This window comes from Streptomyces rubellus (assembly GCF_036323805.1).
Classification (GTDB): Bacteria; Actinomycetota; Actinomycetes; order Streptomycetales; family Streptomycetaceae; genus Streptomyces.
The window spans coordinates 145,161-166,972 of record NZ_JAZDCX010000013.1 but is presented as its reverse complement, the minus strand read 5'-3'; the positions used below and the strand labels follow the sequence as shown (position 1 = coordinate 166,972).

Genomic DNA, 21,812 nt, shown 5'->3' with positions numbered 1-21,812 from the left:
AGCCTGGGGGGAAGCGTGAACTTACGGTGGGGGAGTGGCGCTTCGGAGGTGACCCCCGGACGACCACGGAAGAGGGCACTCGGCTTCGTCGGCATCACCCTCGTGACAGGGATGACGGCGGGGCTACTGTCGGCGCCGTCGGCACAGGCCGATGCCAGGACCGAGGAACCCCCGGCCCCGACCGAGGGGCAACGGGCCCTGGCCGAGGCGGAGAAGACCGGGGAGCGGGTCGAGGTGACCGGCGAACGGTCGGAGCACTCGACGGTGTTCGCCAATCCCGACGGCCACACCTTCACCCTGGAGGAGTCCTCGGTCCCGGTACGGGTGGCCGGACCGGGCGGTGGCTGGCAGACGCCCGACCCCACCCTGGAGGTCAGGCCGGACGGCTCGGTGGGGCCGAAGGCCACCGCGGCGGAGATGACCTTCTCCGGCGGGGGAGACGACCCGCTGGTGCGGATCGCCGAGCAGGGACGCTCCCTGGAACTGGACTGGCCGGACAGCCTGCCGGAGCCGGAACTGAACGGGACGAGCGCCCTGTACCGCGAAGTGCTGCCGGACGTCGACCTGCGGGTGACCGCCTCCACCGAGGGTTTCCGGCACGTACTGGTGGTCAAGACGCCCCAGGCGGCGGCCGGCCCCGAACTGAAACGGATCGACTACCGGCTCAAGGCCGCGGGACTGAGCCTCCGCGAAGGAGCCGCCGGAAGCCTGACGGCGGTCGACGGGGACGGGAGAACGGTCTTCCGCGCCCCGCCCGCGCAGATGTGGGACTCGGCCGGCGAGGACGCCGAACAGCAGGCCACCGTCCAGCAGGCACCGCGCCTCACCACCGGTACGGCGAAAACTTCGGAGCGGACCGAGACCGGTGACTCCCCCGGTGCCGAGGCCGAGCCGGAACCGGAGCCGGGCGACACGGTGACCCGGATGGAGGTGGAGGTCACCGAGGACACCCTCACGGTGGTCCCCGACGCCGGGATGCTGACGGACACCGACGCCTCCGCGTACCCGCTGCACATCGACCCGTCGGTCACGTTGAACGAGTCCGAGCGGACCCTGCTACGCAGTGACGGCTACGAGTCCTACGGCTGGGGCAACGGCAGCGACGGCCGCGGCAAGGGGGCCGGCAAGTGCGGCACCTGGAGCGGCTACTACTGCGGGCCGGGCTATGTGCAGCGCCTGTACTTCGAGTTCTCGCCCGCCAAGCTGAAGGGCAAGAACATCCTGGACGTCACCTTCCGCGTCACCGAGCCGTGGGCGTTCCAGTGCGACCCGCGGTGGGTGAACCTGGTGCGCACCAACAACATCTCCTCCGCCACCACCTGGTCCTCCCGTCCCAAGGAGCTGGACCTGATGGTCGACCGGCATGTGTCGGCGGGCCGCGGCTCGCTGTGCGACCCGGACTCGCCGGACGCACCGATCGAGTTCCGGGACAACCAGGAGGAGTCCAACGAGAACCTCACCCCCACCGTGCGGAACTTCGCGGCGGGCAAGTTCTCCCGGCTCACCCTGCAGATCCGGGCGAAGGACGAGTCCGACACCTCCGCCTGGAAACGCTTCAAGAACGACGCGGTCCTGGCGGTGAAGTACGTGGCGCGGCCGGCGCTGCCGAAGAACGTCGGCCTGCTGTCGGGCAACGGCACGGTCTGCTCGACCAGCGAGGCCGACCCCGACGTGATCAGCGATCCCACCCCGGCGGTGACCGGCAGGCCGCGGACCGCCGCGGGCGGTGAGGCGGGGGCGAACCTGCGCATCCGCTGGCGCACCGACCACTGGGACGGCTCCTCCTGGGTACGCGCGCACACCGATGTCGACAGCCCGACCTCCGGGTACGCCGGGAACCTGGCGGTACAGACCAGAAGCCTGCCCGCCCTGTCGGAGGGGGTGAAGTACCGGCTGCGTGCCCTGACCATGTCGTACTACGAGAACGGGTCGAATCGGCTGAACACCGGTTACACCACTGCGTGCCACTTCAAGGTCGACCCCACCGCGCCGAAGGCGCCCGAGGTCACGATCGGCAGCCCGTACACCGAGTGCACGGTCAACGAGTGCGGGAGTGGAGGCGGCCCGGGGAAGAAGGGGACGTTCACCTTTGCACCAGCCGACGGCGACACCAACAACGTGTCCTACGACTACCGGCTCTCCTCGCAGACGACCTGGAGTACCGCGAGTGGTTCGAAGGCATCCGTAGCCGTCACCCCCCAGAAAGCCGGGACGCACAGGCTGTATGTGCGGGCCAGGGACACCATCGGCCGTCTGGGCGCGCAGAACGTCGTGGACTTCCTGGTCGCCGCGGGCGAGGGGCCGGTCGGCCGATGGCACTTCGACGAGGCCGACGGCGTCGCGAAGGACTCGGCGGCCGAAGGCGGAGCCCGCCACGACGCCGCCCTCCACGGCGGCGCCGTGCGCGACGACCGCGGACGGCGCGGTCTCGTCACCCACGATGGCGACGGCGCACCACTGGACACCCCGGTCACGGACAAGGGGCTGGCACTGGACGGCAGCGGCGGCTACGCGGCGACCGGCGGTCCGGTGCTGGAGACGCGCTCGGCCTACACCGTGTCTGCGTGGGTGCGGCTTCAGAACACCGACTCGTCGGCCATCGTCGCCTCGCAGGACGGCGCCCGGTACTCGCCTTTCGTCCTCAATTATTCCAAGGACTCCGACCGCTGGTTCTTCGGGGTGAAGGAGAAGGACGAGGCGACAGGGACCGCCTACTACGGCATCAGGTCCAAGCAGAAACCGAGCACCGGAGTCTGGACCCATCTGGCGGGCACCTACGACCCGACATCCCAGGACCTCTCCCTGTACGTGAACGGAAAACGGCAGGGCACCACTTCGGCTCCGGGTTCCTGGTCGTCGACGGGCGCGTTCCAGATCGGCCGCTACAAGTGGGCCAACGTCCACCAGTACTACTTCCCCGGCTCGATCGACGAGGTCACGGCGTGGCAGCGGGCGCTGACGCCCGAGGAGATTGCCGACGAGGCGCGGCTGAAGATCAGTGAGGGTCATGCGGCGGTGGAACTCGTGGCGCACTGGGACCCGTCCACCGGCAGCGGCACCACCGTGGCGGACACCGTCTCCGGCTACGGGAGGGAGCTGAAACTGACCGGTGGGGCCTCACTGGACGGTGAGGCGATCGTCCTGGACGGCGTCGACGGCGCCGCCACGGCCACTGGCCCGCTGGTGGACGACACCGGCTCGTTCACCGTGACGACCGCGGTGGAAGTGGACAGCGCCAAGATCCTGGCCAAGGACGCCGGGTACACCGGCCAGGTGCTCGGCCAGCGCACCTCCGACGGCTCGGCATGGGGTCTGTGGTACGAGCTGACCGGCAAGAGGACCGTCTACGACCCCGAGACGGACACGGACCGGACCGAGGCATCGGGCCGGTGGCACTTCGGGCGGATGAACGCGGACGGCACGTTCTCCTCGGTGGTGTCGGAGGAAACCGCGGAACTCGACAGCGCGGTCCGCCTGACCGGGGTGTTCGACGCCCAGGCCGGAACGATCAGCCTGTACGTGGGCCATCTGCAGAACGGTGACGCGCAGATGTTCACGGCCCAGACGGGATCGGGTGACTTCGCCGTGGGCCGGGGCTTCACCTCGGGGCAGTGGAAGCACCACCTGCCCGCCCGGGTGGCGGAGGTGCGGCTGTGGGCCGGGGCGATGACCGGTTCCGAGCAGATCGAAGACCGCGTGGGCGGCTGACGGAACGGCACGACAACGGTGCGGGCGGCGTCCGGTCGAGCCGCCCGCACCCGCCCCGCTCGGGGCTTCGACGGTGACTTGGCGATCTCCTGTGTGACATGGGTGGGGCATTCTCATGAACTCTGGTACGGGCACCTCAAGGCAGGGCAGAGGCAAGGAAAGACGCCGGGGAGCGCGGCTGCTGGCGCAGTCGTTGATCCTGGCGGTGGTGGTATCGGGCGGCATCACGCCCGTGGCACGGGCCGAGAACGGGAAGCTGCCCGCGCTGCCGGAACCGCCGGAACCGCGCGTGGCCAAGGTCAGAGAGATCACCGGACAAGGCGCGGCGGAAGCCCGTGAGCGGGTTGCCAAGACCCAGGCCGCCAACGCCGAGCAGGCCCGGCGCGCGAAGGCCGAGCAGCGGGCCGCCTGGCCGGAGCCTGGCGAGGCGGAGGTGAAGCTCGCCGCCGGGAAGACGGCCAAGGCGTCACCGGGCGACCTGCCGGTGACCCTGAGCCCGCAGACCGAGGTGCCCGACGCGGCCGCAGGCGAGACCCGGGTCGCGGTGCTGGGCCAGAAAGCGGCGCGAGAGGCCGGAGTCACCGGTGTGCTGCTGACTGCCGAGGCGGACACCGCAGGCCGAGCAGCGGTGCGCGTCGACTACGGCGACTTCGCCGGAGTCGTCGGCGGCGGCTGGTCCCAGCGGCTGCGCCTGGTACGGCTCCCGGCCTGCGCGCTGACCACACCGCAGAAGACCGAATGCCGCAAGCAGACCCCACTCGCGTCGAGCAACGACATCACCGGTCAGACCGTCTCGGCGCAGGTCCCGTTGGCCGGGACCGAGAGCGGCCTCTCCACGCAGACCGCCGACGACACATCGGCGGCGACCGTGCTCGCGCTTACGGCGACATCCGCGGGAACGGGCCAGTCACCCACGGGAACGGGCGACTACTCCGCCACGGAGCTGTCCGAGTCGTCCTCCTGGCAGGCGGGCGGCAGCTCGGGGTCCTTCACCTGGTCCTACGACTTCATCCTGCCCCCCGCGGCGGCCGGCCCGTCCCCCGAACTGTCGCTGTCCTACGACTCCGGAAGCGTCGACGGCCGCACCGCCACCACCAACAACCAGGGCACCCCGGTGGGCGAAGGCTTCTCGCTTACCGAGTCCTACATCGAGCGCTCCTACGGAAGCTGCGACGACGACGGCCACAAGGACGTCTTCGACCGCTGCTGGAAGTACGACAACGCCCGCTTGGTGCTCAACGGCAAGGCCACCCGGCTGGTGAAGGTGGATTCCGACACCTGGCGGCTGCAGAACGACGACGACTCCAAGGTGACCCGCTCCACCGGTGCGGACAACGGTGACGACAACGGCGAGTACTGGACCGTGGTCACCGGTGACGGCACCAGATACGTCTTCGGCCGGGACAAGCTCGACGGCGCCGGCGACCAGCGCACCAACTCCACCTGGACCGTCCCGGTCTTCGGTGACGACTCCGGCGAGCCCGGCTACTCCCGGGACGATTCCTTCGCCGGACGCTCACTGACCCAGGCATGGCGGTGGAACCTGGACCACGTCGAGGACACCCACGGCAACGCCACCACCTACTGGTACGCCAAGGAGACCAACCACTACCGCAAGAACAAGGCCGACAAGGCCAACGCCTCCTACACCCGAGGCGGTTACCTGAAGGAGATCAAGTACGGACTGCGCAAGGGCGCGCTGTTCACCGACGACGCCGACGCCAAGGTCACTTTCACCCATGCCGAGCGGTGCACCGCGACCGACTGCTCGAAGCTGACCGAGGACACCGCCGACAACTGGCCGGACGTCCCCTACGACGCCATCTGCTCCGACGGAGACGATGACTGCGACTCCGCCGGACCGGCCTTCTTCACCCGCAAACGGCTGACCGGTGTTCACACCTGGTCCTGGTCGGCCGCTTCCTCCGCCCATGAGCCGGTGGACTCCTGGACGCTGGCACAGCAATACCTCGACGGCGGCGACATCGGAGACACCTCCGACCACGTCCTGACATTGAAGTCGATCAAGCGCACCGGCAAGGCCGCCACCGACCACATCGCGGTGAACCCGGTTGCCTTCACCTACCAGATGCGCCCGAACCGGGTGGATGGCACCGACGACATCCTGCCTCTGACCCGGCCGCGCATCTCCACCATCACCTCCGAGACCGGTGCGATCACCGATGTGACCCTCTCGGGTGAGGAGTGCCGCCGCAGCGAGGTCATGAAGGCGGCCGAGGACACCAACACACGCTCCTGCTACCCGCAGTACTGGCACGTCAACGGCGCCCGGGAGGCGTCGGTGGACTGGTTCCACAAGTACCGCGTCCTGGCCGTTGTCAACGCCGACCCCACCGGGAAGAACGGATCGGTCGAGCACGAGTACGTCTACTCGGGCGCCGCCTGGCACTACAGCGACGACCCGCTCACCCCGAAGAGCGAGCGGACCTGGTCGGACTGGCGCGGCTACCGCCAGGTGACCGCTTACACCGGCGCCAAGGACGTCACCCGTTCCAAAACCGTGTCCCACTACATGCAGGGCATGGACGGCGACAGGAGGAAGGACGGCAGCACCCGCTCGGTTGACGTCACCCCACCGGCCTCGCCCGACATCGGCGTCGCCGCGATCACCGACAGCGACCAGTACGCCGGCCAGCTGCGGCAGGAGGTCGTCTACGACGGTGCCACCGCCATCAGCGCCACCGTCAACGACCCATGGTCCAAGGAGACCGCCCGCCAGGACGCACCCGACGCCGGTGACCACATCGCCCGCTACGTGCGCACCAAGAAGAGCACCGACTACACCTATCTGACCGCCTCCCGGACCTGGCGGGCCAGGGCGGTCGCCACGACATACGACGACCACGGCATGCCCGCCACCGTCGACGACTCCGGCGAGGTCGGCAGGAGCGGCGACGAGACCTGCACCCGCACCTGGTACGCCCGCAACACCGCCGCCGGCCTGACCAGCCTGGTCTCCCGCACCCGCACCGTCGGCCGCTCCTGCTCGGTCACCGACGCCCAGCTGAACCTGCCGACCACCCCGGCCACTCGCGGCGACGCGCTCTCCGATGTCGCCACCGTCTACGACAACCCGCAGGCCACCGGCTGGACGGCGGCACAGAAGCCCACCAAGGGCGCGGCCACCTGGAACGGCCGCGCCACCGGCTACGCCGTCGCCACCACGGCGGACGGTGACCGTCTCCCCACCGGCTGGCAGACGGTCACCACCACGACCCACGACGCCCTCGGCCGCCTGCTGAGCGTCACCAACGCCGACGGCAAGGCGGTCACCACCGCCTACACGCCCGCCACGGCGGGCCCGCTGACCAAGACCAGGACCGCCGACCCCAAGGGGCACAAGGCCACCGAGTTCCTGGATCCGCGCCGCGGAATGGTCCAGCGAAGTTACGACCCGAACGGCGGGGAGACCCAGCTCGCCCATGACGCGCTCGGCCGGCTGACCGAGGTCTGGCTGCCCAACCGCGTCCGCGGCGAGGACCTTCCCAACACCAAGCTGGCCTACCACCTGTCCGACACCAGGCCCTCATGGGTGTCGACCTCGACGGTGCGGAAGGACGGCAAAACCTACAACACCGCCTACACTCTCTACGACGCGCTGCTGCGCCCCCTGCAGACCCAGTCCCCGACTCCGCGGGGCGGTCGGCTGCTGACCGACACCCGCTACGACACCCGCGGCCTGGCCCACGAGACCTACGCGGACATCTTCGACAACGCCAGTACCCCGAACGGGACCTACACCCGCGCCGAGCACGGCGAGGCACCCAAGCAGGTCCAGACCGTCTTCGACGGTGCCGAACGGGCCGTCTCCAGCAGCCTGCTCGTCCTCGGTGTGAAGAAGTGGAGCACCACCACCAGCTACACCGGAGACTCCACCGCCACCACCGCCCTCGACGGCGGCTCGGCTCAGCGGACCATCACCGACGTCCGGGACCGCACCGTCGAGACCCGCGAGTACGCCGGGGAGAGCCCGGCCGACGCCTCCTACGGCACCGGCCCGGGCACGCCATACACCGCGGTGAAGACCACCTACACCCTGGACGACCAGCAGCGGACCGTCACCGGTCCGGACGGCGCGAAATGGACCTACGGCTACGACCTGTTCGGCCGCCAGGTGAGCGCCGACGACCCGGACAAGGGTGAGACCACCACCGCGTACGACATCCTCGACCGCGCGGTCAAGAGCACCGACGCCCGCGGCAGGACCATCCTGACCGCCTACGACGAGCTCGACCGCGTCACCGGCACCTGGGCCGGGGAGAAGACCGACGCCGCACAACTGACCGCCCGCACCTACGACACTGTCCTCAAGGGGCAGCCGGCCACCTCCACCCGCTACGTGGGCGGCAAGGGTGGACAGGCGTACACCAAGGCCGTCACCGCCTACGACAGTCTGAACCGGCCTGTCGGCACCGCACTGCGGCTACCGGCGGACGACCCGTTCGTCCAGGCCGGGACACCCGCCGAGCTGACGTACGTCAGCGACTACAACATCGACGGCACCCTCGGTCTCGTCCGGGAACCCGCCCTCGGCGGCCTGCCGTCGGAGAACATCACGTACGGCCACAACGCGCTGGGCCAGGTCACCTCCGTCAGCGGCTCCACCGGCTACCTCCTGAACACCGACTACTCGGCCCTCGGACAGGCCCAGCAACTCGTCCTCGGCACCTCCAGCGAATCCGGAACCGCCAAGGCGTTCGTCAGCAACACCTATGAAGAGGGTACCGGTCGACTCACCCGCAGCCGTGTCACGGACCTGGACGGTGTACTGCAGGACCTCACCTACCGTTTCGACGACGCGGGCAATGTCACCTCCATCGCCGATCCCACCACTCTCGGCGGCATCGGCAAGGCCGAGACCCAGTGCTTCGACTACGACGGCCACCGCCGCCTGACCGAAGCATGGACTCCCGCCTCCCAGAATTGCTCCGACTCCCGCAGCGCGGGCCGCCTTTCCGGCCCGGCGCCGTACTGGAACAGCTACACCTACAACGACGCCGGACAGCGCACCAGCGAAACCGTTCACAAGACCGACGGCGCCGACACCACCACCTACTGTTACACCGGCGACAAGCCTCACACCCTCACCGGCACCAGCACAGACGCCGACTGCGCCAACCCCGACCGCACCTACGCCTACGACCCCTCGGGCAACACCACCCGCCGCCCCGGTGAGAGCGGCCCCCAGGAACTTGACTGGTCCGAGGAGGGGCACCTCACAGAACTCACGGAGAGCGACACCTCAACCGGCTACCTCTATGACGCCGACGGCACCTTGCTGATCCGCACCACCGAGGACGGCGAGCGGGTTCTGTACGCCGGAGCCACCGAACTCCACCTCAGAGCCGACGGCACCGCCTGGGCCCAGCGCTACTACTCTGCCGGAGACCTCACGGTCGCCCTCCGCACCAACGCCTCCGGCACCAACACACTCCGATACCTGGCCGGAGACCACCACGGCACCTCCACCCTGGCCATCAGCTCCGACACCCAGAAGGTCACCAAGCGCTACACCACCCCCTTCGGTGCCGAACGGGGCACACCTGTCGCGGGTCCCTGGCCCGACGACAAGCAGTTCCTGGGCAAGACCCACGACACCACCACCGGCCTCACCCACATCGGTGTCCGCCAATACGACTCGGGCACCGGCCAGTTCATCAGCGTCGACCCGCTTCTCAACCCCCGACAGCACCAGTCGGTCAACGGCTACAGCTACGCCGGGAACAACCCGGTCACCTTCGCCGATCCCACCGGCAAGGCGTACCCGGAGTGCGCCAGCGGGCAGTACGACTGCACCAACGGGTCCGGCGGAACCGGCGACATCAAGAAGATCAAGCGTGGTAAGAACTACCACAAGGAGACGGCGGCCCAGGGCGGAACAGGCGGTGGCCGCCAGTACGGCAACAGGGGAGGGGGAGGCGGGACCCACCGCAGCAGCAACAAGGTCGTCAAGATCCAGGTTGCGCCGCCGTCCTGCGCGTGGCGGGCCAACACCTGCTCCCAGCCTCCTACCGGTGAACCGGACTGGAAGTTCTTCTGGGACACGGGAACGGCTCTGCTGCTGCCCGATGTCGATGCCTGGGACCGGTGCTTCACCGAAGCGGACCTGGCCGGCTGCGGCTGGGCCGCCACAGACCTTCCCTGGCTGAAGGTCGTCAAGGGCGGCAAGATCCTGGCCAAGCCGCTGAAGGGGTGCAAGTGCTTCCTGGCCGGCACTGATGTCCTCATGGCCGACGGGACGACCAAGGACATCGAGGACGTCGAACTCGGTGACAAGGTGCTGGCCACCGACCCCGAGACGGGCGAGACAGGGCCCAGAGAGGTCACCCGTCTGATCGTCACCGAGGACGACAAGCACTTCAACAAGCTGTCCATCGCCACCGGTGATGGCGTCGAGACCCTCACGGCGACCCATGAGCACCCCTTCTGGTCCCCGTCGGAGAAGCGCTGGGTCGAGGCCGAGGATCTGCGCCCCGGCATGACGCTGCTGACGGACGAGAACGAGACCGTCATCGTCACCGCCAACCGCCCCTTCACCAAGCGGGCGACGACCTACAACCTCACCGTCGACGACCTCCACACGTACTATGCGCTGGCAGGCGAGACGCCGGTACTCGTCCACAACAGCAACTGTGACGCCCCTTCTGGTTCACTGCAGGGGCAGAAACTTGCCGACCGGTTGCGCAAGGAGTCGGCTGGATCCCCCTTCACGCCAGGTGGATTCTTGGAACCGGAAGCTATCGAAAATTCCCGGCTGATCATGCCTGGAAGTGATATGAATAATAAGGCGCTTAGGGCTAGGCTTGAGGAGCGTGGAGGCGTCTCCCAGTGGGGTAAGTACAGCACGGAGACTCATCAAAGCTCCTATGGCGACTATCAGGTTCACTATTACATGAACAGCACCACTGGTGAGGTAATGTATGGCTTTGACTACAAAGTGGTGATGAATCGTCGATAGGAGCCTGGTGTGAAGGTAAAGTTCGTAGGTGCTGATGGGCATGAGCAGCGTATCCGCCAAGGTTCACAGGTCTTGCGTGTCGACAGGGTGTACGTCGTTTTGGAGGTCTACTGCCAGTCGGACGGTCAGAATTACCTCAGAATCGAACACCGGTCGGACGACCTTCCGCCGCTATTCGACTCATGCCTCTTCGAGGTTGTTGATGCGAAAATTTCTCCGGTATGGAGAGTCTCGACAGGTTGGGATGGTTCGTTGAGGATGGCACCGGAAGAATGGCATGCCGAAGGTTTCTGGGATGATTTCATGAATCACGACCCCTGCGCCATCGAGAAGTACGAGCGTTGCAGAGATGCCATTTTGCGGAGCTGAGACTCGAACAGACCAGGCCGTGAGTTGATCGCAGTCGCGTTTCACTCTGGAAGGTCGCGACTGCAGATTGGAAGCCCCGCCAGGTGCGTCCTGACGGGGCTTCTGTGTGGTGTGACGGCAGTAGTTGACGGCAACGTCAGCGGACGAGGACGGTGCAGGGTGGCGGTTCGTCGCCGTCGGAGCTGAGCGTCTTGGTGGTTTCCCGGCCGCCGAATGCGGGAGTGCTGGAGGCGGAGTTGGACGTGGAGCAGAAGGTGGCGGTGACGCCAGTAAGCGGGGCGGCCGAGGAGTTCCCATGGCGAGGTCGATGCCCTGTTCCGGAGGTGAGGCGCGTGCGGTTGCCGGAAGTCCGCCGCAACCAAACACCCTCCCCGGATGTCTCACCTCCGCCGACACCGGCGGGCGGTGACGGCTGTGAACCCGGGCCCGGGCCCGAGGGGGGACGGAACGAGTTGAGAACCATCACACGAGCCGCGCTGACCTGTCTGGCGGGTGCCGGTGTACTCGCCTCCGTCTCCGGGACGGCGCAGGCCGTCCCGGAGGCCGGGGGCGGCTCCCGGCCGGTGCCGAGGGTGGAGCGGACGGTGGAGCAGGGGTACGCGCTGAACTGCTCCGGCAGTTCCGGCGGTGTCTCCGTCACCGTGGACCTGTACCAGAACTCCGCGTTCGGCTCGCACACCGGCGTCTCCGTCGAGACCCCGGAGGGCGAGTACGGCGGCGGCCGCGGTCCGGTGGAGGCCCCGCTGTTCTCCGACGGAGCCGTCAGCGCCGACATCCCGCTCCGGCGGCTGGACGACACCGGGGAGCCGGCCGGCGAGGCGGTCGTCACCGGCACCTACGGGGCCGCCGGGAAGCCCACCCGGGTGCACGAGGTGATCGAGGACCCGGCGAACCACTACGTGATCACCCGGGGCACCAACACACCGCTGACGGCCTCCGTCACCGCGGAGGTACTCGGCGAGCGCGTGCCGCTGGCCTGCTCCACCGCCTTCGCCTTCGACCTCACGGTCACCCGGGTGACCGCGGGCCGGGGCTGACGCGCGCCGCCGTCCCGGCGCACCGGAAGGGGTGCCGGGACGGCGGCGGGGGTGCGGCCGCATGCCCGGCCCGCGGCCCAGGGGCGGATGCCGCGCTCCCGCTCCCCGGTGCGCCGGAAGACGGGTGTCAGGAGTCCTTGAGCGGGTCGTGTCCCCAGTTCATCAGCGAGTGGCGCCAGGTGGTGTCGGCGATGTCGCCGGAGGGGCGCTGGGCCAGGTGCCGTTTGATGTAGCCGGTCACCTTGCGCATGTGCGCGAGGTCGTCGTCGCTCAGGCCGGACTTCGAGGTGCGCAGCAGGTCGAGGATGCGGCGGCCGGAGGCGTGGCCGGTGCTCTCCCCACCGTCCTTGTGCTGTCCGGCGGCCTTGGACTCCTCGCTCCCCAGCCACTCCTCGAGCTGTTCGGGGGTGAGGTTGACCAGCTCGTGGAACTCACCGATGATCTCGTCGCGGTCGCCCCGGTGCTCAGTCATCCCCGGAGTCCTTCTCGTGCAGGGCGTCGGGGCGGTGGACCGCTTCGCCGCCGGACTTCTCGCTGCGCACCCGGTACTGCGGATCGTCGGGGGAGGCGTTCACCGTACGGCCGGCGGCCTCGGTGCGGGAGGTGATCTCCTCCTCGACCCGGCCGACGGCCTCGCCACCGTGGCTCTTCCAGGAGACCTTGTCTCCCTTGCGCGGTTTCCCGCTCTTCTTCGCCATGGTTCCTCCCGCAGAGAAGACAGCAGAACCAGAAAGCAGCATTATTGTAACTTTTCGCCCGTGTTGCGGCTTTTGGAAGTCCTGTCGGGTGGAGGGCCCCGCGAGGGACCTCGGGACCGGAGCCCTGGGGGAGGCGTGCGGACGCCGCACCCCTGTCCGGCCTGCGGAAACGCAGACCGGACAGGGGTGCGGCGGCGTTCCGGAAACCGGCACTCAGATGTCGCGGAACGTCTCGATCTGCGCGCCCACCGAGTTCAGCCGTTCGGCCAGCTCCTCGTAGCCGCGGTTGATCACGTAGACGTTGCGCAGCACCGAGGTGCCCTCGGCCGCCATCATCGCCAGCAGCACCACCACCGCCGGGCGCAGCGCGGGCGGGCACATCATCTCGGCGGCACGCCAGCGGGTGGGGCCCTCGACCAGCACGCGGTGCGGGTCCAGCAGCTGCAGGCGCCCGCCGAGCCGGTTGAGGTCGGTCAGGTAGATCGCCCGGTTGTCGTACACCCAGTCGTGGATGAGGGTCTTGCCCTGGGCGGTGGCGGCGATGGCCGCGAAGAAGGGCACGTTGTCGATGTTGATGCCGGGGAACGGCATCGGGTGGATCTTGTCGATCGGCGCCTCCAGCTTGGAGGGCCGCACGGTGAGGTCCACCAGCCGGGTGCGGCCGTTGTCGGCGTGGTACTCGGCGCCGCGGTCGTGGTCCAGGCCCATCTCCTCCAGCACGGCCAGCTCGATCTCCAGGAACTCGATCGGCACCCGGCGGATCGTCAGCTCCGACTCGGTGACCACGGCGGCGGCCAGCAGGCTCATCGCCTCGACCGGGTCCTCGGAGGGGGAGTAGTCCACGTCCCGGTCGATGTGCGGCACGCCGTGCACGGTCAGCGTCGTGGTGCCCACGCCCTCGATCCGCACGCCCAGCTCCTCCAGGAAGAAGCACAGGTCCTGGACCATGTAGTTGGGGGAGGCGTTGCGGATGACGGTGACCCCGTCGTGGCGGGCGGCGGCCAGCAGGGCGTTCTCGGTGACGGTGTCCCCGCGCTCGGTCAGCACGATCGGGCGGGTGGGGCGCACCGAGCGGTCCACCACCGAGTGGTACGTGCCCTCGGTGGCGGTGACCTCCAGGCCGAAGTGCCGCAGCGCGCTCATGTGCGGCTGGACGGTGCGGGTGCCCAGGTCGCAGCCGCCGGCGTAGGGGATGCGGAAGCGGTCCATCCGGTGCAGCAGCGGGCCGAGGAACATGATGATGCTGCGGGTGCGGCGGGCGGCCTCGGCGTCGATGGCGTCCAGGTCCAGCTCGGCCGGGGGCACGATCTCCAGGTCGGCGCCGTCGTTGACCCAGCGGCTCCGTACCCCGATGGAGCCCAGCACCTCCAGGATGCGGTAGACCTCCTCGATCCGGGCGACCCTGCGCAGCAGGGTGCGCCCGCTGTTCAGCAGGGCGGCGCACAGCAGCGCGACACCGGCGTTCTTGCTGGTCTTGACGTCGATGGCGCCCGACAGCCGGCGGCCTCCGACGACCCGCAGATGCATCGGGCCCGAGTAGCCCAGTGAGACGATCTCACTGTCGAGGGCCTCGCCGATGCGGGCGATCATCTCAAGGCTGATGTTCTGGTTGCCGCGCTCGATGCGGTTGATCGCGCTCTGGCTGGTGGCCAGCGCCTCCGCCAACTGCGTCTGGGTCCAGCCACGATGCTGCCGGGCGTCACGGATGAGCTTGCCGATGCGCACGAGGTAGTCGTCGGTCATGAGGCCGATGTTATCTCAGATATGAGATGTCAACTTCTGAGAGGAAGGGTGTGTTCCGCTCTTCCTCGCGTCTTCCCCGTGACGTCCTCGCGTTCTTCTCCGTGTTTCCACTTCCCGGCGGAGCAAGGGGGCCGGCCGGGTGAAACCGCCGGGCCCGGCCCGCCCGGTTGGGACGGGGTGTGCGGGTACCCGGAAAGCGGGCCGGGGCATGACCGCGGGGCGGTCATGTACTAGAGTTATCTCGACATCGAGATATCTACCGAGGGACGTACCGCCGTCGCGTCCGCCGACAGAACCGGTGGGATGAGCCGAACTTAGGCGAACCTTACCGGAGGAGTCGGGGTCCGGGACGGCAGGATCGCGGTGGTACGCGCGAACTCATGCAATTGAAGGAGACTGTCGTGTCGGCGAACAGCTTCGACGCCCGCAGCACGCTGCAGGTGGGCGACGAGTCGTACGAGATCTTCCGGCTGGACAAGGTGGAGGGTTCCGCCCGGCTGCCGTACAGCCTGAAGGTGCTGCTGGAGAACCTCCTGCGGACCGAGGACGGCGCGAACATCACCGCCGACCACATCCGTGCCCTGGGTGGCTGGGATCCCGAGGCCCAGCCCAGCCAGGAGATCCAGTTCACGCCGGCCCGCGTGATCATGCAGGACTTCACCGGTGTGCCCTGTGTGGTCGACCTCGCCACCATGCGAGAGGCCGTCAAGGAGCTGGGCGGCGACCCGGCGCGCATCAACCCGCTGGCCCCCGCCGAGCTGGTCATCGACCACTCGGTGATCGCCGACGTCTTCGGCGCCCCGGACTCGTTCAAGCGCAACGTGGAGCTGGAGTACGGCCGCAACCGGGAGCGCTACCAGTTCCTGCGCTGGGGCCAGACCGCCTTCGACGAGTTCAAGGTCGTACCGCCGGGCACCGGCATCGTCCACCAGGTCAACATCGAGCACCTGGCCCGCGTGGTCATGGTCCGCGACGGCCGGGCCTACCCCGACACCCTGGTGGGCACCGACTCGCACACCACCATGGTCAACGGCCTGGGCGTGCTCGGCTGGGGCGTCGGCGGCATCGAGGCCGAGGCCGCGATGCTCGGCCAGCCCGTCTCCATGCTCATCCCGCGGGTGGTCGGCTTCAAGCTGACCGGCGAGCTGCCCACCGGCACCACCGCCACCGACCTGGTGCTGACCATCACCGAGATGCTGCGCGAGCACGGCGTCGTCGGCAAGTTCGTCGAGTTCTACGGCGAGGGCGTCTCCGCGGTGCCGCTGGCCAACCGCGCCACCATCGGCAACATGTCGCCGGAGTTCGGCTCCACCGCCGCGATCTTCCCCATCGACGGCGAGACCATCACCTACCTCAAGCTCACCGGTCGCACCGAGCAGCAGCTCGCCCTGGTCGAGGCGTACGCCAAGGAGCAGGGACTGTGGCTCGACCCGGCCGCCGAGCCGGCGTTCTCCGAGCACCTGGAGCTGGACCTGTCCACGGTGGTCCCCTCCATCGCCGGCCCCAAGCGCCCGCAGGACCGCATCGCGCTGTCCGAGGCCAAGCGGCAGTTCCGCGCCGACCTGCCCAACTACGTCGCCGCCGGCGTCACCGGCGGCGAGGACCGCAGGGCGGGCGTGCCGCAGCAGGAGCAGCCGCACGGCGTGACCTCCCCGGTGGACGAGGCGAGCGCCGAGTCCTTCCCGGCCAGCGACCCGCCCGCCTACGGCACCGGGGAGAACGGCGGCGGCGCCCCGCAGCACTCCGCCGCCGCCACCGCCGACGGCCGCCCGAGCAACCCCGCGCGGGTGACGGCCCCCGACGGGAGCGAGTACGAGCTCGACCACGGCGCGGTGGCCATCGCGGCCATCACCTCCTGCACCAACACCTCCAACCCGTACGTCATGGTCGGCGCCGCGCTGCTGGCCAAGAAGGCCGTCGAGCGGGGCCTGACCCGCCGGCCGTGGGTGAAGACCACCCTGGCCCCCGGTTCCAAGGTCGTCATGGACTACTACGACCGGGCCGGTCTGACCCCGTACCTGGACAAGCTGGGCTTCAACCTGGTCGGCTACGGCTGCACCACCTGCATCGGCAACTCCGGCCCGCTGCCGGAGGAGGTCTCCCAGGCCGTCAACGACAACGACCTGGCGGTGACGGCGGTGCTGTCCGGCAACCGCAACTTCGAGGGCCGGATCAACCCCGACGTCAAGATGAACTACCTGGCGTCCCCGCCGCTGGTCGTCGCCTACGCCATCGCCGGCTCGATGGACGTCGACATCACCAGCGAGCCGCTGGCCACCGACTCCGACGGCAACCCGGTGTACCTGCGGGACATCTGGCCGTCCGAGCAGGAGGTCGAGGAGGTCGTCGCCTCCACCATCGGCCAGGAGATGTTCAACACCAGCTACTCCGACGTCTTCGCGGGCGACGCCCAGTGGCAGGCGCTGCCGGTCCCCACCGGCGACACCTTCGAGTGGGACCCGGAGTCCACCTACGTCCGCAAGCCCCCGTACTTCGAGGGCATGGGCACCGAGCCGGAGCCGGTCCAGGACATCTCCGGCGCCCGGGTGCTGGCCAAGCTGGGCGACTCGGTCACCACCGACCACATCTCCCCGGCCGGCGCCATCAAGGCCGACACCCCGGCGGGGAAGTACCTCACCGAGCACGGGGTGGCGCGCCGCGACTTCAACTCCTACGGCTCGCGCCGCGGCAACCACGAGGTCATGATCCGCGGCACCTTCGCCAACATCCGGCTGCGCAACCAGATCGCGCCCGGCACCGAGGGCGGCTACACCCGCGACTTCACGCAGGAGGGCGGGCCGGTCTCCTTCATCTACGACGCCTCCCAGAACTACCAGGCCGCCGGCATCCCGCTGGTCGTCCTGGCGGGCAAGGAGTACGGCTCGGGCTCCTCGCGCGACTGGGCCGCCAAGGGCACCGCGCTGCTGGGCGTGCGGGCCGTCATCGCCGAGAGCTACGAGCGCATCCACCGCTCGAACCTGATCGGCATGGGCGTGCTGCCGCTGCAGTTCCCGGAGGGGCAGACCGCGGAGTCGCTGGGCCTGGCGGGTGAGGAGACCTTCTCCATCAGCGGCATCACCGCGCTCAACGAGGGCGGCGTACCGCGGACGGTGAAGGTGACCACCGACACCGGCGTGGAGTTCGACGCCGTGGTCCGCATCGACACGCCCGGTGAGGCGGACTACTACCGCAACGGCGGAATCATGCAGTACGTCCTCCGTTCGCTGCTGCGCAAGTGACCGGGCGCCCCGCCGCCACCGGCTGAGAAGACGCCCGGCCGGCGGGGTCCCGAGTACCGGTGGAGCCGTACCTCCCTTGGTGGGAGGTACGGCTCCACCGCGTTTCCCGGAGGTCTCAACTCGGGAAAGTCTGACAGCCGACCACGCATCGATCTTGCCCACCGGAAGGGAAGTGGACTATACCTGTCGGCGTCCGAGCGGTCGTATGAGAAGACCGCGGGCCCGGGAGAGAGCGGTCATCGGCACGGCCCCGCACGGCCCCCGTACGGTTCTGCGCAGCCCCGGCACACATCCCGACAACCCAGCTTCATCAACTCACCGGCGGTGCCCGGAGACCCCGGCACACCACCCGAGTCCCGGAGAAGGCGAGGACCTGAGCATGGGATCCACCGATGTCAACCGTCGTGATCTGATCAAGCGGGCCACCGCGGCGGGCCTGGTCGCCGTCCCCGCCATGGGTGTGCTGTCCTCCTGCGCCACCGGTGGCGACGGCGACAACGGCGACAAGGGGGTCGCCGGGGGGAAGAAGACCGACGACAACCCCCTGGGCGTCAACAAGGACGCGGGCCTGGACTTCGTCATCTTCGACGGCGGCTTCGGCACCCAGTACGGCAAGGACGCCGCGAAGATCTACGAGCAGAACTACGGCAAGGTCAAGCTCACCGCCACCCAGAAGATCCGCTCGCTCCTCCAGCCCAGGATGGTCGGCGGCAACCCGCCGGACCTCATCGACAACTCCGGCGCCGAGCAGATGGACAACCCCACCCTGGCGGCCAAGGACCAGCTCACCGAGCTGAGCCCGCTGCTGGACGCCCCCTCGGTCGACGACCCGGACACCAAGGTCCGCGACACCCTCTTCCCCGGCACCATCGAGATGGGCCAGTACGGTGACGAGAAGGTCTGGTGCCTGAACTACGCCTTCACCGTCTACGGCCAGTGGTACTCGAAGAAGCTGCTCGCGGACAACGACTGGGAGTACCCGAAGACCTGGGACGAGATGCTCGCCCTGTGCGCCAAGGCCAAGAAGAAGGGCATCGCGGGCTGGACGTACGCCGGCCAGCACCCGTACTACATCCCCTTCACCCTCTACCCGTTCATCGGGAAGATCGGCGGCCCCGAGGCGCTGAAGAACATCGACAACCTGGAGCCCAACGCCTGGAAGCAGGACGCGGTCAAGAGCGCCTTCGAGGCCTACTACGAACTGGCCGCCAAGGGCTACGTCCTCAAGGGCACCCCGGGCCTGGACCACATCCAGTCCCAGACTCAGTGGACCAAGGGCAAGTGCCTGTTCATCCCCAACGGCTCCTGGGTGGAGAACGAGGCCGCCGACACCACGCCGAAGGACTTCGAGATGGCCGTCGGCCCGGTCACCGGTCTGGACGCCTCCGACAAGCTGCCCTTCGGCACCCTGTGGGCACAGGCGGGTGAGCCGTTCATCGTGCCCAGGGACGCCCGGAACGCGGCCGGCGGCATGGAGTTCCTGCGGATCATGCTGAGCAAGCAGTCCGCGCAGAACTTCTCCAAGCTGGTGAAGTCGCTGAGCTGTGTCGCCGGGGCCACCGACGGCCTGGACATGTCCTCCGGCCTCGCCTCGGCCAGCAAGGCGCTGGAGGACGCCGGGGACAACGTGCTCAACCCCCGGCTCTTCGACTGGTACCCGACCCTCCACAAGCAGCAGGTCGGCTCGGTGCTCGCCGAGCTGATGGCCGGCCGGACGAAGCCGGCCGACGCCATGAACAAGTGTCAGGAGTACGCCGACCGGACGGCGAAGGACGACTCCGTGAAGAAGTACAAGCACGCCTGAACGGCCGGGGGACGCCGGGGAACAGCCGACGACACGCAGACGGGACGAGGGCGGCATGGCCAGTGACAGCCGTACGGCGGCCGGGGCCACCGGGGCGCCGGCACCACCGGCGGGGACCGGTGCGAAGCGGGGTGCCGGGAAGCGGGGAGGACCGCGCAACTCCCCGCACTACCGGACCTATCTGAAGTACCGCTTCATCGCGGGCTTCCTCGCGGTGCCGCTGGTGCTCTACGGCATCCTGGTCGTGTCGCCCTTCTTCCAGACGTTCTGGTACTCGCTGACCGACTGGACGGGGCTGAGCAGCGACTTCGCCTTCGTCGGGCTGGACAACTTCGAGCGGCTGCTGGACGACGAGATCTTCCGCAAGGCGCTGTGGCACAACGTCCTGCTGCTGCTGGTCCTGCCGGTCCTCACCCTGGGCCTGGGCGTCTTCTTCGCCTTCATGCTCAACGTCGGGGGCCGGCACCGGCGGGGCGAGGCGGTCGCCGGGGTCCGCGGCTCGCACTTCTACAAGATCGTCTACTTCTTCCCGCAGGCCCTGTCCATCGCGATCGTCGTGGTGCTGTGGAAGTACATCTTCAACCCGGCCGGCGGCCTGCTCAACGGCGTGCTGACGGTCCTCGGCCTGGAGGAGTGGCACCAGAGCTGGCTGGGCGACCCGCGGCTGGCCTTCTGGTGCGTCGTGGTCGTGATGGTGTGGGCGAACGTCGGGTTCTACGTGGTGCTGTTCTCCGCCGCGATGGGCTCGATCCCCCGGGAGATCTACGAGGCGGCGCTGCTGGACGGCGCGGGCCGGGTCGCCACGTTCTTCCGCGTCACCCTGCCGCTGATGCGCGACACCGTGCAGACCGGCTGGGTGTACATGGGCATCATGGCGCTCGACGCCTTCGCCGTGGTGCACATCCTGACGGTGAACCAGGGCGGCCCCGCCTACTCGACCATCGTCACGCCGGTCTACCTCTACAACAAGGCGTTCCAGGACGGACAGGCCGGTTACGCGACCGCCGTGGCCGTGGCCCTGCTGATCGTCACCATGATCTTCGCCGTGGTGGCGATGACGCTCGGGCGGAGCAAGGACCGGATCGAGTTCTGACCAGGACGCGTGGGGAGAGCAACACCATGACCGCAGCAGGACCGTCCCCCTCCATCCGCCCGGGGGACCCCGAGGAGACCGCCGCGGCCCTCACCAGGGGCACCGGCGAGGACACCGGGGGCGCGGACACCACGGACACCCCCGGCGGCGCCGGGGCCGGGAAGCCGCCGCGGAAGCCGGAGCGACCAGAGCCCGGCGGCGAGGGCCGCACCCTCAACGCCTTCTCGCACGCCTTCCTGGTGCTGTGGGCCGTGCTGGCCGCGGGCCCCCTGCTGTGGGCGGTGATGAACTCCTTCAAGTCCTCCGGCGCCATCCTGGAGGACCCCTGGTCACTGCCGTCGAAGCTGCACTGGGACAACTGGTCCTTCGCCTGGAACGAGGCCAACATCGGCCAGTACACGGTCAACTCGCTGATCGTGGTGGCCGGTTCGGTGTTCGGCACCATGCTGCTGGGCTCGATGGTGGCGTACGTCCTGGCCCGCTACGACTTCCCCGGCAACCGGCTGGTCTACTTCCTGTTCGTCGGCGGCATGGCCTTCCCGATCATCGTCGCCCTGGTACCGCTGTTCTTCGTGATGAAGAACTTCGCGCTGCTGGACACCTACCACGGCCTGATCCTGGTCTACATCGCCTACTCGCTGCCGTTCACCGTCTTCTTCATGGCGGCCTTCTTCCGGACGCTGCCCGCCTCCATCGCGGAGGCGGCGGAGATCGACGGCGCCTCGCACAGCCGGATCTTCTTCCAGGTGATGCTGCCGATGGCCAAGCCCGGCCTGATAAGCGTGGGGATCTTCAACTTCCTGGGCCAGTGGAACCAGTACCTGATCCCCCAGGTGGTGCACGTGGGGGACCCCGACAAGTACGTCCTCACCCAGGGCCTGGCCAACCTGGCGGCCCAGACGGGCTACCGGGGCAACTGGGGCGGCCTCTTCGCGGGCCTCACCCTGGCGGTGCTGCCCATCCTGGTGGTCTACGTGGTCTTCCAGCGCCAGGTGCAGGCCGGGCTGACGGCCGGCGCCCTGAAGTAGCGCTTCTTGCCCGCCGTCTCCGGCATGCCGGGCATGTCCGGCCCGGGTGGTCTCCCGCGTTCGACTTCTTGACGGGCTCCCCGGCGGCCGCCCCCGGGGAGCCCGTCCTCCCGC

General features: G+C 68.7%; 11 protein-coding genes. 8 read left to right on the top strand and 3 right to left on the bottom strand.

What is annotated here, in order from left to right; translation table 11 throughout:
- The first annotated feature begins 111 nt into the window (after positions 1-111).
- From V1L54_RS17385 to V1L54_RS17370, 4 genes are all read left to right on the top strand, one after another.
- Complete coding sequence (locus V1L54_RS17385) at positions 112-3,708, top strand: laminin G domain-containing protein (RefSeq protein WP_330118929.1); 3,597 nt, start codon at positions 112-114, stop codon at positions 3,706-3,708.
- Between the two features lie 115 nt (positions 3,709-3,823).
- Positions 3,824-10,687 (top strand): polymorphic toxin-type HINT domain-containing protein, encoded by a 6,864-nt coding sequence (locus V1L54_RS17380; RefSeq protein WP_330118928.1) that lies wholly within the window; start codon positions 3,824-3,826, stop codon positions 10,685-10,687.
- Positions 10,688-10,696: 9 nt separating this feature from the next.
- Positions 10,697-11,056, top strand: a complete 360-nt coding sequence (locus tag V1L54_RS17375; RefSeq protein ID WP_330118927.1) for a hypothetical protein — start codon at positions 10,697-10,699, stop codon at positions 11,054-11,056.
- Between the two features lie 452 nt (positions 11,057-11,508).
- Complete coding sequence (locus V1L54_RS17370; RefSeq protein WP_330118926.1) at positions 11,509-12,093, top strand: hypothetical protein; 585 nt, start codon at positions 11,509-11,511, stop codon at positions 12,091-12,093.
- Positions 12,094-12,220: 127 nt separating this feature from the next.
- On the opposite strand, the gene V1L54_RS17365 is transcribed toward V1L54_RS17370, so the two are convergent.
- The 3 genes from V1L54_RS17365 to V1L54_RS17355 all read right to left on the bottom strand — a co-directional run bounded on the left by V1L54_RS17365 (position 12,221) and on the right by V1L54_RS17355 (position 14,534).
- Entirely contained in the window at positions 12,221-12,565 is a 345-nt protein-coding gene (locus tag V1L54_RS17365) for a DUF3140 domain-containing protein (protein WP_330118925.1), read from the bottom strand.
- Complete coding sequence (locus V1L54_RS17360) at positions 12,558-12,791, bottom strand: hypervirulence associated TUDOR domain-containing protein (protein ID WP_330118924.1); 234 nt, start codon at positions 12,789-12,791, stop codon at positions 12,558-12,560. Before V1L54_RS17360 ends, V1L54_RS17365 begins: the two co-directional genes overlap by 8 nt.
- Positions 12,792-13,004: 213 nt before the next feature.
- Positions 13,005-14,534, bottom strand: coding sequence for a helix-turn-helix domain-containing protein (locus V1L54_RS17355; RefSeq protein WP_330118923.1), 1,530 nt, complete (start codon positions 14,532-14,534; stop codon positions 13,005-13,007).
- Between the two features lie 380 nt (positions 14,535-14,914).
- Between V1L54_RS17355 and V1L54_RS17350 the strand changes: the two genes are divergently transcribed.
- From V1L54_RS17350 to V1L54_RS17335, 4 genes are all read left to right on the top strand, one after another.
- Positions 14,915-17,773, top strand: a complete 2,859-nt coding sequence (locus V1L54_RS17350) for an aconitate hydratase (protein ID WP_443076667.1) — start codon at positions 14,915-14,917, stop codon at positions 17,771-17,773.
- 379 nt (positions 17,774-18,152) lie between these two features.
- The gene (ngcE, locus tag V1L54_RS17345) at positions 18,153-19,577 is read left to right on the top strand and encodes an N-acetylglucosamine/diacetylchitobiose ABC transporter substrate-binding protein (protein WP_330118921.1); all 1,425 of its coding nucleotides are present in this window, start codon (positions 18,153-18,155) and stop codon (positions 19,575-19,577) included.
- Between the two features lie 55 nt (positions 19,578-19,632).
- The gene (locus V1L54_RS17340) at positions 19,633-20,670 is read left to right on the top strand and encodes a carbohydrate ABC transporter permease (protein ID WP_330118920.1); all 1,038 of its coding nucleotides are present in this window, start codon (positions 19,633-19,635) and stop codon (positions 20,668-20,670) included.
- 26 nt (positions 20,671-20,696) lie between these two features.
- Positions 20,697-21,698: a carbohydrate ABC transporter permease gene (locus tag V1L54_RS17335; protein ID WP_330118919.1), complete on the top strand. Its 1,002-nt coding sequence runs from the start codon at positions 20,697-20,699 to the stop codon at positions 21,696-21,698.
- The last annotated feature ends 114 nt before the right edge of the window (positions 21,699-21,812 follow it).